Here is a 13,535-nt window from a genome sequence, read left to right on the forward strand (position 1 = left end):
GTCGGCCGTCTTCTGCGGCCACCACGGACGCACGCGGGAGCGGAGGCATCCGCGGCATCCGTAGCATGGGGCGATGACCGAAGCGGCCCCATCTGCCCCCATCGAGCCCGGCGTCTACGAGCACTTCAAGGGCGCGCGATACGAGGTGCTCCTCGTTGCCAGGCACAGCGAGACCGAAGAGGAGTTCGTGGTCTACCGCCAGCTCTACGGCGACCACTCGAACTGGGTGAGGCCCGCCGCGATGTTCAGCGAGCACGTCGAGCGCGATGGGCGTATCGTGCCCCGCTTCGCGCGCATCCAGCCGGCAGGCTGAGTCGTTCCCCTGCGTGGGCTATCCCCAGTGTTGTACCCCGACCGATTAGAGTGCACCTCATGCCCATCACTGCATACGTATGTCGCCGACGCTGGAGCAAGGTCATCTCAGCAGCGATCATCGCGCTGCTCCTCGCCGTCACCTCCCTCGTGACCGCGAGCACCGCGACGGCGGCCGAGACCTCCCAGACCCTGAGCGGAACCGTGACCGCGTCAGACACCGGCGATCCCCTCGCCGGCGTCGAGGTGAGGGTGTACCGCTGGGTCGCGGAGGCGTGGCAAGAGCTCGCCGGATCCGCTGTCACCGGGCCAGACGGCGCATACCTCATCGAAGACCTCGCACTCGGTGGATTCAACGACGTCGAGTTCGTACCCCCGACTCAGGACTACGTGAGGACGAGAGTCGACTTCCCCTTCGCGGCAGAAGAGAACATCCTCGACCAGGTCCTCGAGCGGAGCGCCACGATCTCGGGGACGGTGTTGGCCGAGACCGCCGATGGCGCCCCGAGCGCCATCCCAGGTACGCGTGTGTCGGTTGAGCGCGAGGGCGGCACCTACTTCCGCGCGGGCGCGGAAGTCGACGAGAACGGGGACTACACCATCTCGGGGATCCCCTCCGGCACCTACCTCGTGAAGTTCAATGACCCTCGAACGATCACGACGCACCTCGCCTCGTACTGGGGCGGGTCCTTCGACGCCGACACGGCCCAGCTCCTCACCCTGAGCACCGGCGAGACGCGCTCCGACATCGACGGCACGTTGATCCTCGACAGCACCATCCCGGCCCCCGTGGCAACGCCCGCCGATCCCGCCGGGCCCCCTGCAGGAAACGTCACCGCGACCGGAGGCACCGCGACGCTCGCTGCGACCGGAGGCACGGCGTCACTCGTCGTTCCGGCGGCCGCACTCATGATGCTCGGACTTCTGCTGGTCGCAGCACGCCGGAGGACCGCGCGCGCCGAAGCGTAGGCCCTGCGTCGAGCCGGGCCGGTCACGGCGTCAGCGCCTAGACTGATCGGGCACTCGCGGGAGTGGTGAAATCGGCAGACACGCAGGATTTAGGTTCCTGTGCCTTCGGGCGTGTGGGTTCAAATCCCACCTTCCGCACGTGAGGGCGTAAACGAACAGCGGATGTCGCGTGGCGCGACATCCGCTGTTGGGCTCTCGTCAGGCAACTACGACGCAGTCGGCGGCACGAGCTCCTCGCGTGCTGCTTCGGGCAGTGCCTGCGCCTCGCGCTCGAGCTCCAGGACGACAGGCGAGTCGGCCCCCATCGAACGTTCGAGTTCGTGCGCGAGCGAGTCGAGCTCGGCGCCGCCGGCCATCAGGCTCGTGAGTTCGCCGAGGGTGATGTCCGCCTTGGCGTAGTCGCCGAGGCTCGTGCCGCGGTTGAGCAGCAGGAAGCGGTCGCCGACGGGATAGGCGTGGTGCGGATTGTGCGTGATGAACACGACGCCCAGCCCGCGGTCACGTGCCCGCGCGATGTAGCGCAGCACGACGCCCGACTGCTTGACGCCGAGCGCTGCCGTCGGCTCGTCGAGGATCAGCACGCGAGCACCGAAGTACACCGCGCGCGCGATCGCAACGCACTGGCGTTCACCGCCCGACAGCGTTCCGATCGGCTGGTCGACGTCACGGAGGTCGATGCCCATGTTGTCGAGCTCGGTGTAGGTGATGGACTTCATCCGCTTCACGTCGAGGCGACGGAACGGCCCCGCCCCCTTCGTCAGCTCGGAGCCGAGGAAGAAGTTGCGCCACACGGGCATGAGGGGCACGACCGCGAGGTCCTGGTAGACGGTCGCGATGCCGACGTCGAGCGCCGCACGCGGCGACGAGAAGGTCACGGGCACGCCGTCGAGGAGCATCTCGCCCTCGGTTGGCGTGTGCGCGCCGGCGAGCATCTTGATGAACGTCGACTTGCCGGCGCCGTTGTCGCCGAGCACGCAGGTGACCTCTCCCGCGCGCACCTCGGTCGTCACACCCGAGAGCGCATTGATGGCTCCGTATCGCTTGCCGATGTTCTTGACCGCAATAATCGGATCGTGGGTCTTCGTGATCTGGCTCATCGTGCACCTCCTGCTCGTGTACGCACCCAGTGGTTGAGCAGCACCGCCAGCAGCAGCATCGCCCCGAGGAAGGTGCGCAGCCAGTTCGTGTCCCACTGTGCGAAGGTGATGCCCTGGAAGACCATGCCGTAGATCAGGGCGCCGAGCGCCGCGCCGATGGCCGATCCGAAACCGCCCGTGAGGAGGCATCCGCCCACGACCGCGCAGATGATGTAGATGAACTCCTGCCCGACGCCGGTGTTCGCCTGCACCGTCGAGGTTCGGAAGAGCGAGATCATGCCGACGAGCCAGGCTGCGCCCGCCGTGGTCATGAACAGGCCGACCTTCGTCCTCATGATCGGAACGCCGACCTGTCGCGACGAGTTCAGGGCGCCGCCCACCGCGAAGATCCAGTTGCCGGCTCGTGCGCGCAGGAGCACCCACGTCGCGATGGCCGTCACGAGGAACCACCACAGCACCGAGACGTAGAAGACGCCGCCGCCGATACGGATCGACGCCCCGAACAGCGGCTGGATGGTGTCGTAGAACGGCACCTTGGCCATGCCCTGGATGGACACTTGGCCGGTGATGAGCTTCGTGACGGCCAGGTCGATGCCGGCGAGCACGAAGAACGTGCCGAGCGTGACGATGAAGCTCGGGAGTCCCGTGCGCATGACGATGATGCCGTTGAGCGCGCCGACCCCGAGGGCGACGGCCAGGGAGACGACCACCGCGACCCAGATGTTCAGCCCGTAGTTCGTGGTGAGCACGCCGACGATGAGCGCCGTGAATCCGGTCATGACGCCGGCCGAGAGGTCGAACTCGCCGCCGATCATGAGCAGCGCCACGGCGACGGCCATGATGCCGAACGTCGACGCCGATTCGAGCCACACGCCGGCGCCCGCGAGCGTCATGAAGTTGCTCGTGTACACCGAGAAGAAGATCATCACGGCGAGCGCAGCGACGAGCGCGCCCATCTCGGGTCGGGCGAGCAGCCGCCGGATGGGCTGCCGCTCCATTCGCGGCCGTGTCGCGATGGTCACGATATCTGTCGTCGTCAACGTTGACTCCTTTCATCGGGCCGGGTGGGGCGGAGCAGCACCGCTGCGCCCCACCCGGCCGCTTCGAGACGGTTAGCGCGTCCCGTTCGCCGCGTACTTCGCGACGTCGGCCGCGTTGGCCTTCGTGACGAACGCGGGGCCTGAGAAGACCGGCTGGCCGCCACCGACGTCATTGCCGTTGGTCGCGCGGAGGTGCACGGCGGTGACCCCGAGGAATCCCTGAACGTACGGTTGCTGGTCGACGGCGAAGAGGATCGCTCCGTCGGAGATGGCCGAGACGACGTCGTCGGAGAGATCGAAGGTGGCCACGGTCGCCGCGCTGCCCGACTCGTCGACTGCGCCGACCGCGTCCATCGCGTACTGGCCGCCGAGGGTCAGGACCCCGTCGATCGTCGCGTCGGCCTGCAGCTTCGACTTGATCGTCGCCTTCACCTCGGCGTCGTTGGTGCCGTCGACCTGGAGGTTCGCCATCGTGCCGCTGAAGGTGGATGCCGCAGCCTTGCAGCGCTCTTCGAGGCCGACGTTGCCCGCCTCCTGGATGACGCACAGCGCGTTCGTCACTCCTGCCTCGGAGAGCTCTAAGCCGACCGCCTCGCCGGCGACCGTCTCGCTCTGCCCGATGTGGGTGATGGCGCCGAACTCGGCAGAGCGCTCGATGCCCGAGTTGATCGTCACGACCGGGATGCCGGCGTCGACCGCACGCTGAACGCTCGACTGCACCCCATCGGGGTTCGCCATGGAGACCACGATGCCGTCGACTTCCTGGGCGACCGCGTTGTCGATGAGCTGCGACTGCTTTGCGGGGTCGGGGTCGGAGTTGTAGGTGATCTCGACTCCGTAGTCGCCACCCGCCTGCTCGGCGCCCGACTTCACGCGATCCCAGAACGCGTCACCGGGCCCGGCGTGGGTGATGACCGCGTAGGTGAGGTCGGATGTCGCGGTGTCGGTGCTGCCCTCGGTCTCCTGACCAGTGCCCGAGCAAGCGCTGAGCAGCAGGCCGGCGACGGCCACGGTGCCGACGCCAGTGATGATTCTCTTCATGATGCGGGTTCCCTCTCTTGGTGGTGTGTGATGGCGCCGCCGGTGGCGAGCGTCATCGAGTCGGCCGGCCTACCGGCGAACCGGTGGCTGCAAGCCGCATGAGTGATGTGGGAAGGGTCAACGGGGTCTGGTGCATCGAGGGCGAAGTCTCCATTGAGTTCTCTTCCTCCGAGTGGCAGACCTCGGCGTCGAGAATGAGTCTGGAACAGGAATGACCATGTGTCAATAGTTTGTCTATACATTCTGTCATCCCGGTATCCTGAACTCGATATCCGCTTCACTTCGGCCTCGAAAGGGACACAAACGCCATGTCCGTACCCGCCCAGCTCGGTGTTGGTCTCATCTCCGTCGGCTGGATGGGCCGCCTGCATTCGCGCGCCTACCTCGCGGCAGCGCATCACTACCCCGAGCTGGCGGCGCGGGCCACGCTCGTCATGGCGGCCGATCCCGACGAGGGAGGTCGGCAGCATGCCGCCGACGCGCTCGGCTATCGCCAGACCACAGCCGACTACCGCGACGTGCTCGCGAATCCCGACGTCGACATCGTCTCGATCTGCTCACCCAACTTCCTTCACCACGAGATCGCGCTCGCCACGATCGCGGCGGGAAAGCCGTTCTGGATCGAGAAGCCGATGGGCCGCGGCGTGCGGGAATCGAGTGAGATCGCTCGCGGGGCGGCGACGCGTGGGCTCGTGACATCCGTCGGCTTCAACTACCGGCATGCCCCGGCGATCGCGCACGCGCGCCGGCTCGTGCGCGAGGGCGCGATCGGCACGGTCACGAACGTGCGCGTGGCGTTCATGGCCGACTACTCCGCCGATCCGAGTGGCGCACTGACGTGGCGCTTCCAGCGCGACCGGGCGGGATCGGGAGTGCTCGGCGACCTGCTGTCGCATGGGGCGGATCTCGCACAATTCGTCGTCGGACGCATCACGTCGGTCACGGCGATGACGGAGACGTTCATCGCCGAACGTCCGCTTCCGCGCGCAAACGCGGCGAGCCACTTCAGCAAGGGTGATGACTCCGACCCGAAGGGCCTCGTGGAGAACGAGGACTACGCGGCGCTCCTCGCGAGGTTCGACGGAGGAGCGGTCGGCGTGCTCGAGTCCAGCCGCGTCGCCGTCGGCCCACGCGCCGAGTACGCGCTCGAGGTGTACGGCACCAAAGGGTCGCTGCGATGGGACTTCCAGCGCATGAACGAGCTCCAGCTCGCCGACGGCGGGTCGGGCTACCGCACGATGATGATGGCGCCCGACAACGGCGAATTCGCCCGCTTCCAGCCGGGTGCGGGCACCGGCATGGGCTTCGACGACCTGAAGACCATCGAGGCATACCTCTTCCTGCGGTCGGTGCTCGAGAACCGGCAGCTCGCTCCGTCGGCGGCCGACGCCTGGTCGGCCGCCGAGGTCGTGGATGCCGCGGTGCGAAGCGCGGCGTCAGGCAAGTGGGTCGACGTGCCCGACGTCGACGGACCGACGACGTACGACGCTGCGCTCGAGGGTTCGTCGCGGCGCTGAGTGCGGGGCGTCACTCCGTGAACGTCGCACGGAAGGAATCGAGGGCGGCATCCGAGTCCGCGCTCGCCCACCCCTCGAGACCGACGACGCCGTCGTAGCCGAGCGTGCGAAGCTCGTCGGCGATCGCCCGGTAGCGGATCTCGCCGGTACCCGGTTCGCATCGGCCGGGCACGTCGGCCACCTGGATCTCGCCGATCCACGGCAGCGCGCGCCGGACGAGTTCGATGAGGTTCCCCTCCCCGATCTGGGCGTGATACAGATCGAGATTCAGCCGCAAGCCCGGGCTGTCGACGGCTTCGACGAGCGCGATGGTGTCTGCTGCTGTTGCGAACGGCGTGCCGGGGTGATCTACGGAGGTGTTCAGGTTCTCGAGCGTGAACACCCGCCCCGCGGCCTCGCCGAGCTCGGCGACTCTGCGCAGCGTGTCGGCCGCCCTCAGCCAATCCTTCCCCGTGACGTGCTCGCGCGGGGTGACCGGGAGTCCGTGCGGGTCGAGTCCGGTGCCGTGCAGGTTCAGTCGCGGGGCATCGATGACGTCGGCGGCCTCGAGGGAGTCCTTCGCGGTCGCGAGCAGCTCGTCGATGCCGTCGGCGGTGGTCAGATCACCGCGCACGTAGCCCGTCATCGACGAGATCACGGCTCCTGTCGCGGCGATCGCGGCCAGATCCTTCGTCGTCCAGTCCCAGATCTCGACCTCGAATCCTCGGTCGTGGATCCGCGCGACGCGTTCCACGAACGGCAGGTCGAGGAACAGCATCTCAGCGGATGCCGCGAGGCGAAAGGTCATCGTGATCGGCTCTCTCGTGCGATCTCGTCAGGCCAGGTCGACCGGCACGACGATGCGCTCGACGGCCGACCGCTGGGCGGCATCCGCGAGGATCAGTGCCGCGCGACCGTCTTCGAACGTCGGGCTCGTCGAGGCCTCCCCCCGCGCGAGCTTGATGAACTCGCTGAGTTCTGCCGAGTACGCTCCCGCGTAGCGCTCGAGGAAGAACTCCTGGTACGGCGGGCGCGCCTCGACGGCCGTGGCCGTCGAAAGGCTGACGAGGCTCGTTCCGGCGTTCGCGACCTGAAGCATGCCCTTCGCACCGAACGCCTCGATGCGCTGGTCGTACCCGGTCGCACTGTGGCGGGAGTTCGTGATCGAGACCACGGTGCCGGATGCCGCACGCAGCACCACGACGGCGGTGTCGAAGTCTCCGTGCTCGCGAGCCCCCGGGTCGAACGTTGTCGTGCCGACCGCAGTGACCTCGACGATGTCGGGGACGAAGAATCGGGCCATGTCGAGGTCGTGGATCGTCATGTCCCGGAAGATGCCACCGGATACCGCGAGATACGCCGCTGGTGGTGCCGCCGGGTCTCGGCTGATGATCGAGAGCTGCTCGAGCTCGCCGATCTCACCCGCGGCGACGCGGGCGCGCGCCTCGGCGAACCCCGCGTCGAACCGGCGGTTGAACCCGAGCGCGACCGGGACGCCGGCCGCGGCGACCTTCGGGCGAAGGGCCTCGACGCGAGCGATGTCGAGGTCGATGGGCTTCTCGCACAAGACGGCGATGCCCGCGTCGACGGCCGCTGAGATGAGGTCGACGTGGGTGGAGGTGGGCGATGCGATGAGCACCGCATCGACTTCGCCCGAGCTGAAGACCTCAGCCGAGGATTCCGTCGCGGTGCCTCCGTAGCGCGCGGCGACGGATCGGGCCCCCTCGACGAAGGGATCGCAGACCCAGGTGAGCACGGCATCGGGATCCGCCGCGATGCTCGCGGCATGGACCTGTCCGATCCTCCCCGTGCCGATCAATCCGAACCGGAGCGGCTTCTCGTTCATTCCTCCTGCTTTCCCGCTCAGCACCATTGTCTGAGCACTTCGCGATTCAGTCGCTGATCCGCCTCGCGCTCAGAGCGGAAGTCGGCCAGCGAGATGTCCCTGCCCGGGAGCACGTCTTGTTCGACCACGACCCAGCCGGTGAAGCCGAGCGCGTCGACCGCGTTCATGACAGCGGTCACGTCGATGTCGCCGGTGCCGAACGCGACGAACGCGCCCGATGACCACACGTCGGCCATGCCGCCACCCGCGGCGAGCACTCGCTCGAGGACCCGCAGGTCGACGTCCTTCACGTGCAAGTGGTTCACACGGGCGCCCCACCGCTGCAGCACCTCGAGGGGATCTCCTCCGCCGATGACGAGGTGTCCGGTGTCGAGCGTGAGTCCGACGTCGACGCGATCGAGGAACCGGTCGATCTCGTCGGGCGACTCCACGAAGGTCCCGGCGTGGTGATGGAAGGTCGGCTCGAATCCGGCCGCGCGGACTCGGTCGACCGCCCGCTGCGTGTTCGAGATGAGTCGTTCCCACGCGGCGTCGTCGAGACGGTGCTCGGCGGCACCGCGCCCGGGTCGGGCTTTGCGGGCGGGTGATCCGTGGTCGGCGAGCGTCGGCTTCGGCAGGAGCCGGGGGCCTGCCTCGGCGGCGTCGGCGAAGACGCGCAGTGCGTCGTCGAGGCTCGGAAGCGCCGCCTCGAAACCGGCGTCGTCGGACAGCGGGAGTTCAACCCATCCGCCGGCGAGCTCCAGTTGCCACCGATCGAGGCGCTTCCGCAGCTCCTCGCCCCGGCCGAAGTAACCGACGGGTCCGAGATCGACGCCGCCGTAGCCGGCCTCATGCAGGATCGAGAGCATGTCGTCGGGCTCGAGCACCTCGGCGTCGTCGGGGGTCATCTCGAAGACCCCGAAGCTCACCGGCGCGCCGGCAACCGTCGCGTTCACCGGCCTGTCTCCTCTCCGAGCAGGGGTCGCTGTGCCGTGCGCAGCCGCTCGTACTCGCCGCGGGCGCGCTGGGTGGACTCGAGCGAGGAGACCTCGGGAATCGGGACATCCCACCATCCCTCGCCATCGGGCCCGTAGATGAGCGGGTCGCTGTTGATGTGGATGAACGTCGAGTGATCGGATGCCTTGGCCCTTGCGATCGCGGCCTTCAGCCCGTCGATCGCGCCGGTGCCCTGCTCGATCTCGATGACGTCCATTCCGTAGCTGCGGGCGTTCATCGCGAGGTCGACCGGCAGCACGTCGCCGGTCTGGAAGTTGCGGGCTTCGTCGTCGTATCGCCGGTACATCGTGCCGAAGCGCTCGGACCCGACCGTCTCGGAGAGGTGCCCGATCGAGGCGAAGCCGTGGTTCTGGATGAGGATGAAGATGACCTTGAGCCCTTCGGCGACCGCAGTCACGAGCTCGCTGTTGAGCATGAGGTAGGAGCCGTCGCCGACCATGACGATGACATCGCGGTCGTCACCGTCTGCCAGCAGCCCGCGCTTGACCCCGAGTCCGCCGGCGATCTCGTAGCCCATGCACGAGTAGGCGTACTCGACGTGGTACCCGAGCGGATCGCGCACGCGCCACAGCTTGTGGAGATCACCCGGCAGTGAGCCCGCGGCCTGCACGATGACATCCGCCGGGTCGCTCGACGACTGCACGGCGCCGATGATCTCGGGCTGGCCGGGGAGCGCACGGCCCGACGGCGCGAACGCCTGGTCGACCTGGCGATCCCACTCCGCCTTCTCACGGTCGATGCGCCGCGCATAGTCGTCGGCGACCACGAATCTCTCGAGCGCGGTCGACAGTTCGACGAGGGCCTCACGCGCGTCGGCGATGACCGGCAACTGGGAGCCGTGCTTGTACGCGTCGAACGATGCGACGTTGATGTTGACGAACCGCACCGCCGGATCGCGGAACGCGGTGCGCGACGCCGTGGTGAAGTCGCTGTAGCGCGTGCCGATGCCGATGACGAGGTCGGCCTCGGCGGCGAGCCGGTTGGCCGCGGTCGTGCCGGTCGCGCCCACGGCGCCGACGTACTGCGGGTGATCCCACGGCAACGAGCCGCCCCCCGCTTGCGTCGTGCCGACCGGGATGCCCGTCGCCTCCACAAGCATGCGCAGCTGCTCCTCGGCGCTGGAGTACAGCACGCCGCCGCCGGCCACGATGAACGGCCGCTCGGCAGCGCGGATCGCTGCGACGGCTCGCTCGAGGGCGCCGCGCTCGGGGAGCGGACGCCGAATGTGCCACTCGCGATCGTGGAGGAACTCGACCGGGACGTCGAGGGCCTCGGCCTGCACGTCTTCAGGGAGCGCGATCGTGACCGCACCGGTCTCCGCCGGGTCGGTCAGCACTCGCATCGCGGCCAGGGCGATCGAGTAGAGCTGCTCGGGGCGCTGCACCCGGTCGAAGAACTTCGACAACGGCCGGAACGCGTCGTTCACCGTGAGGCCGGCGTCCCAGGGCTGTTCGAGCTGCTGCAGCACCGGGTCGGCGACCCTGGTGGCGAACGTGTCGCTCGGCAGCAGCAGCGCGGGAAGCCGGTTCGTGGTGGCCAGCGCCGCCCCGGTCAGCATGTTCGTCGCGCCCGGACCGACGGATGCCGCCGACGCGAACGTCGCGCGGCGCCGATGCATCCGCGCAAACCCGACCGATTGGTGCACCATGGCCTGCTCGTTGCGGGCCTGGTAGTAGGGCATGAGCGCGGGCTGCTCGACATTGACCTGCTTCAGCGCTTGCCCGATGCCCGCCACGTTTCCATGGCCGAAGATGCCGAACACGCCGGGGATCGTGCGCTCGCGGAGGTCGCCGTCGACCGTCCATTGATGTGCCAGAAACTCGATGAGCGCCTGGCTGACCGTCATTCGCTTCGTCGAAGCCATCAGTGGAGGCCCTCCTTCTCGTTGCCGAACGGCAGGCGTGCATCGACATCCTGTCCGTTCCAAGTGTCGCGGACCCAGGCGTGCGCAGGATCGTCGCTGATGAGCCAGACCCGCTCGGGGTCGGGTCCGGCCATGACGTTCAGGTAGTAGAGGTCGTACCCGGGGGCTGCCACGGCGGGGCCGTGGTAGCCATAGGGCACGAGGGCGATGTCACCCGTGCGCACCATGGCGTTGATGTCGATGTCGCCCGCGGGCGATGAGTACGCGGCGAACATGCCGAACGCGGCATCCGTCACTGCACCGGTGCCGGAGTCCTTCGCCGGCGCGGCCTCGAAGTAGTAGATCTCCTCGAGGCGCGATTCGTGACCGGGCACGTGCTCGTCGTGCTTGTGGGGCGGGTACGACGACCAGTTCTCAGCCGGCGTGATCACCTCGCACACGATCAGGCGCGCGGCATCCAGTGCCTGTGGCGTTCCGAAGTTGTGGACCTGGCGGCTGGAGGCGCCGGCGCCGCGAAGCTCGACGGGCGTCTCGGCGGCGGGGATGTGACGCGTCGGCCGAACCTCGCTCGTCGGAGAGGTCGCGACGGCGACCCTCCCCTCCCCCGTGATCACCGCGGTCGCGGCCGAGGAGAGGTAGAGCACGTCGGTCGGACCGTCGAACACCGACGCGCGGCCGCCGAGTCGCGTCGTCTCCGTGGCGGAGCCTTCGGTGTGTTGCACGGTGAACGACCCGGCGAGCGGGACGACGATTCGCTCCACCCCCGTGTCGGAGAGGTCGACCACGTCGCCGGACTCGAGTTGCGCCACACGGATGCCGGTGTGCTGCCAGCCGGGGATGGAGTCGTCGACGACACTCTCCCAGCCGTCGCGGGCGAGGGCGCCACGGCGGTGGAACCAGCGCTGGTCGATGGCGCTCATGTCGCGGTGACGGCTGCGCGTGCGGGGTGGACGAGCGCTGCGGCGGTGTCGACCGCTGCGGCGACATCTCCATCGGGCGGATACAGGAGGGTGCGGCCGACGGTCAGCCCGCGCACGCCGGGAAGCGCCAGCGCGTCCTCCCATGCCGCGAAGGTCTCGTCGGGGTCGACTCCCGCGTCGCCTCCCAGGAGCAAGGTCGGGAGCGTGGTCGCCTCCATGACGCGCTCCATGTCGGCGACGACGGGAAGCTTCATCCAGGTGTACGCGCTGCTCGCGCCGAGGCCGGCGGCGATGGCGACCGAGAGGATCACGGCATCCGTCGTCAGGTCGTTGACGACGCGGCCGTCGACCCACCGACTCATGAACGGTTCGAGCATGATCGGCAATTCGGCCGCTGCCGCCTCGGTCACCGCGTGCGCCGTCGCCTCGAGAATGGATACCGTCGCCGGGTCCTCGAGATTGATGCGGATCAACGTCTTCGCGAAGTCGATGCCCTCACGCGCCATGGTCTCGACGTCGTAGGCGGTGTAGCGATCGTCCATTTCGAAGCATGCCCCGCGCAGGCCTCCGCGGTTCATCGAGCCGACGATGACCTTGTCATCGAGCAGGCCGAGTGCCGCGAGGTCGTCGATGATGTCGGGTGTGCCGAGCACGCCGTCGACGCCCGGACGGCTCAGGGCGACCGCGAGTCGCTCGAGCAGGTCGTAGCGGTTCGCCATGGCGGTGGGATGCTTGCCCACGGCGAGCGCGCCGCGGGCGGGATGGTCGGCCGCGACGATGAACAGGCGCCCGTCGCCGTGCAAGACCTCGCGGCGACGGCGGCCGGCGAGGGCATCGCTGATCGCCGATGGCCGGGTGGCTCGCAGGTCGCGAAGTCGCGCGAAGTCTTCGGCGCTCAGGATCGCGTTCATGGACGCACCCCGCTCTCGATGAGTGCCCCGACTTCGGCGGCGGTGGGCATGGCCGTCGAGCACTCCCGACGAGAGGCGACGATCGCACCCGCGACGTTCGCGAAGCGAAGAATCTGCTCGAGGTTCCAGCCTGCGAGCAGCCCGTGGCAGAGCGCGCCACCGAAGGCATCGCCCGCACCGAGGCCGTTCACGACGTCGACGAGGTACGGCGGAGCCTCGACCGTCTCGCTTCGAGTCTTGGCGAGCACGCCCTTCGGCCCCTGCTTGACGATGGCGAGCTCGACACCCCGATCGAGCAGTGCCGAGGCGGCCCGCTCCGGCTCCGTCTCACCAACGGCGATCTCGCACTCCTCGCGGTTGCCGACCGCCACGGTCGCGTACTCGAGGGCGCGACTCACTTGCGCCGTGGCGTCGCCGGGCTGCGACCAGAACACCGGGCGATAGTCGAGATCGAAGATCGTGTGCGGCGCTCGTGCCCGGGCGTCGAGCGCCGTGAAGTGCGCCGCGCGACTCGGCTCCTGGCTGAGCCCCGTTGCAGTGAACCAGAACACCTTGGCGGACCGCACTGCGTCGAGGTCGAGCTCGCTCGGCTCGACGTTGAGGTCGGGTGCCTTCGGCTCCCGATAGAAGTAGATCGGGAAGTCGTCGGGCGGGAAGATCTCGCAGAAGGTGAGGGGCGTCTTCAGCGACGGGTCGACGGCCACCTGGCGATTCTCGACGCCGAGGCGCTCCAGCTCTTGGAGCAGGTATCGCCCGAAGGGATCGTCGCCCACTCGCGAGATGAGACCGACGTTGCGGCCGTAGCGAGCCGCAGCCACGGCGACGTTCGCCGCACTGCCGCCGAGGTACTTGCCGAAGGTCTCCACCTGCTCGAGGCCGACGCCGTCTTGCAGCGGATAGAGATCGACGCCGAGACGCCCGAAAGCCAATACGTCCAAGGAGGTGAGCCTGTCAGTCATACTTCGCTGTACAACCCTCTTGAGTGAGTTTTCGTTGACGTCGACGGGTGCCGGATCATGTCCTAACAATAACACAAGGGTCTT

The 13,535-nt window shown here is 68.2% G+C and carries 13 protein-coding genes and 1 tRNA gene; 4 read left to right on the forward strand and 10 right to left on the reverse strand.

The features are described from left to right. Window positions 1–73: 73 nt before the first annotated feature. The 3 genes from ESP51_RS12670 (at window position 74) to ESP51_RS12680 (ending at window position 1,419) form a co-directional block, all read left to right on the forward strand. Window positions 74–313, forward strand: coding sequence for a DUF1653 domain-containing protein (locus ESP51_RS12670; protein ID WP_129521261.1), 240 nt, complete (start codon window positions 74–76; stop codon window positions 311–313). A 59-nt stretch (window positions 314–372) separates the two neighbouring features. Beyond that, on the forward strand, window positions 373–1,281 hold the full coding sequence (locus ESP51_RS12675; protein WP_129521262.1) for a carboxypeptidase-like regulatory domain-containing protein: 909 nt from the start codon (window positions 373–375) through the stop codon (window positions 1,279–1,281). A 56-nt stretch (window positions 1,282–1,337) separates the two neighbouring features. Beyond that, window positions 1,338–1,419, forward strand: a tRNA-Leu gene (locus ESP51_RS12680). 68 nt (window positions 1,420–1,487) lie between these two features. On the opposite strand, the gene ESP51_RS12685 is transcribed toward ESP51_RS12680, so the two are convergent. The 3 genes from ESP51_RS12685 to ESP51_RS12695 all read right to left on the reverse strand — a co-directional run bounded on the left by ESP51_RS12685 (window position 1,488) and on the right by ESP51_RS12695 (window position 4,459). Beyond that, window positions 1,488–2,378, reverse strand: coding sequence for an ATP-binding cassette domain-containing protein (locus ESP51_RS12685; protein WP_129521263.1), 891 nt, complete (start codon window positions 2,376–2,378; stop codon window positions 1,488–1,490). Then, the gene (locus tag ESP51_RS12690; RefSeq protein WP_129521264.1) at window positions 2,375–3,418 is read right to left on the reverse strand and encodes an ABC transporter permease; all 1,044 of its coding nucleotides are present in this window, start codon (window positions 3,416–3,418) and stop codon (window positions 2,375–2,377) included. The genes ESP51_RS12685 and ESP51_RS12690 overlap by 4 nt, the downstream gene beginning before the upstream one ends. A gap of 72 nt (window positions 3,419–3,490) precedes the next feature. Continuing rightward, window positions 3,491–4,459, reverse strand: a complete 969-nt coding sequence (locus ESP51_RS12695) for a sugar ABC transporter substrate-binding protein (RefSeq protein ID WP_129521265.1) — start codon at window positions 4,457–4,459, stop codon at window positions 3,491–3,493. A 308-nt stretch (window positions 4,460–4,767) separates the two neighbouring features. On the opposite strand from ESP51_RS12695, the gene ESP51_RS12700 reads away from it, so the two are divergent. Next, window positions 4,768–5,976 (forward strand): Gfo/Idh/MocA family protein, encoded by a 1,209-nt coding sequence (locus ESP51_RS12700; RefSeq protein ID WP_129521266.1) that lies wholly within the window; start codon window positions 4,768–4,770, stop codon window positions 5,974–5,976. Window positions 5,977–5,986: 10 nt separating this feature from the next. Here ESP51_RS12700 and ESP51_RS12705 read toward each other — a convergent pair whose 3' ends face one another. From ESP51_RS12705 to iolC, 7 genes are read right to left on the reverse strand one after another with little or no spacing between them, the layout of a single operon-like run. Next, the gene (locus tag ESP51_RS12705; RefSeq protein WP_129521267.1) at window positions 5,987–6,763 is read right to left on the reverse strand and encodes a TIM barrel protein; all 777 of its coding nucleotides are present in this window, start codon (window positions 6,761–6,763) and stop codon (window positions 5,987–5,989) included. A 27-nt stretch (window positions 6,764–6,790) separates the two neighbouring features. Then, on the reverse strand, window positions 6,791–7,801 hold the full coding sequence (gene iolG, locus ESP51_RS12710) for an inositol 2-dehydrogenase (protein ID WP_129521268.1): 1,011 nt from the start codon (window positions 7,799–7,801) through the stop codon (window positions 6,791–6,793). Between the two features lie 17 nt (window positions 7,802–7,818). Next, window positions 7,819–8,736, reverse strand: coding sequence for a sugar phosphate isomerase/epimerase family protein (locus tag ESP51_RS12715; RefSeq protein ID WP_129521269.1), 918 nt, complete (start codon window positions 8,734–8,736; stop codon window positions 7,819–7,821). Further along, window positions 8,733–10,661 carry a 3D-(3,5/4)-trihydroxycyclohexane-1,2-dione acylhydrolase (decyclizing) gene (gene iolD, locus ESP51_RS12720; RefSeq protein ID WP_129521270.1) on the reverse strand — a complete coding sequence of 643 codons (1,929 nt, stop codon included), beginning with the start codon at window positions 10,659–10,661 and terminating at the stop codon, window positions 8,733–8,735. Before iolD ends, ESP51_RS12715 begins: the two co-directional genes overlap by 4 nt. Then, window positions 10,661–11,581, reverse strand: coding sequence for a 5-deoxy-glucuronate isomerase (gene iolB, locus ESP51_RS12725; RefSeq protein ID WP_129521271.1), 921 nt, complete (start codon window positions 11,579–11,581; stop codon window positions 10,661–10,663). The genes iolD and iolB overlap by 1 nt, the downstream gene beginning before the upstream one ends. Beyond that, window positions 11,578–12,492 (reverse strand): class I fructose-bisphosphate aldolase, encoded by a 915-nt coding sequence (locus ESP51_RS12730; RefSeq protein ID WP_164990507.1) that lies wholly within the window; start codon window positions 12,490–12,492, stop codon window positions 11,578–11,580. Before ESP51_RS12730 ends, iolB begins: the two co-directional genes overlap by 4 nt. Continuing rightward, the gene (gene iolC / locus ESP51_RS12735; protein ID WP_129521272.1) at window positions 12,489–13,451 is read right to left on the reverse strand and encodes a 5-dehydro-2-deoxygluconokinase; all 963 of its coding nucleotides are present in this window, start codon (window positions 13,449–13,451) and stop codon (window positions 12,489–12,491) included. The genes ESP51_RS12730 and iolC overlap by 4 nt, the downstream gene beginning before the upstream one ends. Window positions 13,452–13,535: the final 84 nt, after the last annotated feature.

The sequence above is a fragment of the Agromyces albus genome (assembly GCF_004134825.1).
GTDB classification, from domain to species: Bacteria; Actinomycetota; Actinomycetes; order Actinomycetales; family Microbacteriaceae; genus Agromyces; species Agromyces albus.

Excerpts from the sequence above, each read along its gene's own strand:
- ESP51_RS12685 (WP_129521263.1), bottom strand. The coding sequence starts at position 2,378 with ATGAGCCAGATCACGAAGACCCACGATCCGATTATTGCGGTCAAGAAC.
- ESP51_RS12675 (WP_129521262.1), top strand. The coding sequence starts at position 373 with ATGCCCATCACTGCATACGTATGTCGCCGACGCTGGAGCAAGGTCATC.
- iolB (WP_129521271.1), bottom strand. The coding sequence starts at position 11,581 with ATGAGCGCCATCGACCAGCGCTGGTTCCACCGCCGTGGCGCCCTCGCC.
- iolG (WP_129521268.1), bottom strand. The coding sequence starts at position 7,801 with ATGAACGAGAAGCCGCTCCGGTTCGGATTGATCGGCACGGGGAGGATC.
- ESP51_RS12695 (WP_129521265.1), bottom strand. The coding sequence starts at position 4,459 with ATGAAGAGAATCATCACTGGCGTCGGCACCGTGGCCGTCGCCGGCCTG.
- ESP51_RS12700 (WP_129521266.1), top strand. The coding sequence starts at position 4,768 with ATGTCCGTACCCGCCCAGCTCGGTGTTGGTCTCATCTCCGTCGGCTGG.
- ESP51_RS12670 (WP_129521261.1), top strand. The coding sequence starts at position 74 with ATGACCGAAGCGGCCCCATCTGCCCCCATCGAGCCCGGCGTCTACGAG.
- iolC (WP_129521272.1), bottom strand. The coding sequence starts at position 13,451 with ATGACTGACAGGCTCACCTCCTTGGACGTATTGGCTTTCGGGCGTCTC.
- iolD (WP_129521270.1), bottom strand. The coding sequence starts at position 10,661 with ATGGCTTCGACGAAGCGAATGACGGTCAGCCAGGCGCTCATCGAGTTT.
- ESP51_RS12705 (WP_129521267.1), bottom strand. The coding sequence starts at position 6,763 with ATGACCTTTCGCCTCGCGGCATCCGCTGAGATGCTGTTCCTCGACCTG.
- ESP51_RS12730 (WP_164990507.1), bottom strand. The coding sequence starts at position 12,492 with ATGAACGCGATCCTGAGCGCCGAAGACTTCGCGCGACTTCGCGACCTG.